Raw genomic sequence first — 1522 nt, forward strand, 5'->3', positions numbered from 1 at the left:
AAACCGTACGGTTCAAAGGCGCCAGCGGGGCAGACCTGGCCGGCCGCCTCGACCATCCAGACAGTGTCATCTCCAGCTGGGCGATCTTTGCCCATTGCTTCACCTGTTCCAAGCAGTCGCGCGCCGCCATACGCGTCTCGAAACGGCTTGCTGAACGCGGCATTGGCGTGTTGCGCTTCGACTTTACCGGCCTCGGCGAGTCAGACGGGGAGTTCAGAGAAACGAGCTTTTCCAGCAATGTTGCAGACCTTGTGGCGGCAGCCAGTTGGATGGAGCAGTCATCGCGGCCGCCCGGGCTTTTGATCGGCCACTCCCTCGGCGGTGCGGCCGCGATTGTGGCGGCGTCCCGGATTGAAAGCCTGAAAGCTGTGGCGACAATCAATGCGCCGGGCGATGCGACGCATGTGATCGGCCAGTTCGCCGATGACATGGACCGGATCGAGACAAAGGGCGAGGCGAACGTCTCGCTCGCCGGCAGGCCTTTCACGATTACCAGGGAGTTCGTCGAAGATATACGCGGCACACGCGTGGCCGATGCTGCCGAGACACTTGGATTGCCGCTGCTGATCCTGCATGCGCCAGGCGATAATGTCGTCGGCATCGACAATGCGACCCAACTGTTCAGGGCCGCGCGCCACCCCAAGAGCTTCGTCAGTCTCGATCGGGCCGACCATTTCCTCACCGGCGAGGGCGATACTGGATTCGCCGCCGATATGATCGCGGCCTGGGCAGGAAGGTATCTGTCGGCAAAGGACACCCCGGCTGATGTCGATCAGACGCATGATGTCATCATCAGGGAGACGGGCGAGGCCGGTCCGTTTCAGAACGAGGCCTATATTGGCGGCAGACGCTATATCCTCGACGAGCCAGCCTCCGTGGGCGGCGCAGATACAGGGCCGACGCCCTATGACATGGTCACCGCGGGGCTGGGCGGGTGCACGTCGATGACGCTTCGCATGTATGCCGATCGCAAGAAGTGGCCGCTGGAGCGAGTCAGTGTCCGCCTCAATCATGCCAAGGTTCACGCCGAAGACTGTGTGGATTGTGGCCCGCGCGACCGGATCGATCGGTTCACGCGGGAGATAGATATCGAAGGAAACCTGGATGAGGCGCAGATTGCCCGGCTTCTCGAAATCGCTGACAAATGCCCGGTTCACCGCACGCTTGAGTCAGACGTCGAGGTCACGACGGCCATTCGGCACGTCAAACCGGAATTTTCCGAATAAAAACGGAGCCCTGCCTCGCTCATGTCTAAATGATGTTTAATGCAGGAAAAACTGGCACAATCGCTGCTTCAACCACAATATCCAATTGTTGATTAGAATTCGCAGGAGATAAGATAGAAATGAAAGCGTTCGGTATTTCAAAACAAGCCTTAATTGCGGCAATCGCTGGCGCAGGGCTGACAGGGGCGATCGTATATGCGCCTCAGACCTTCCAGCTCGCCGACGCCAAACAGCCTATCACCATCCAGCCGCCCGCCGGCGCGCCCATGAGCTTTGCTGACCTGATCGAGGATGTC

General features: G+C 59.5%; 1 protein-coding gene. It reads left to right on the forward strand.

Going from position 1 to position 1522, the window contains the following annotated elements; translation table 11 throughout:
• A partial coding sequence (locus WA989_RS11475; RefSeq protein ID WP_424340636.1) for an alpha/beta fold hydrolase occupies positions 1-1226 on the forward strand: 1226 nt, incomplete at its 5' end.
• Positions 1227-1522 lie beyond the last annotated feature (296 nt).

This window comes from Henriciella sp. (assembly GCF_049649345.1).
Lineage (GTDB): Bacteria > Pseudomonadota > Alphaproteobacteria > Caulobacterales > Hyphomonadaceae > Henriciella.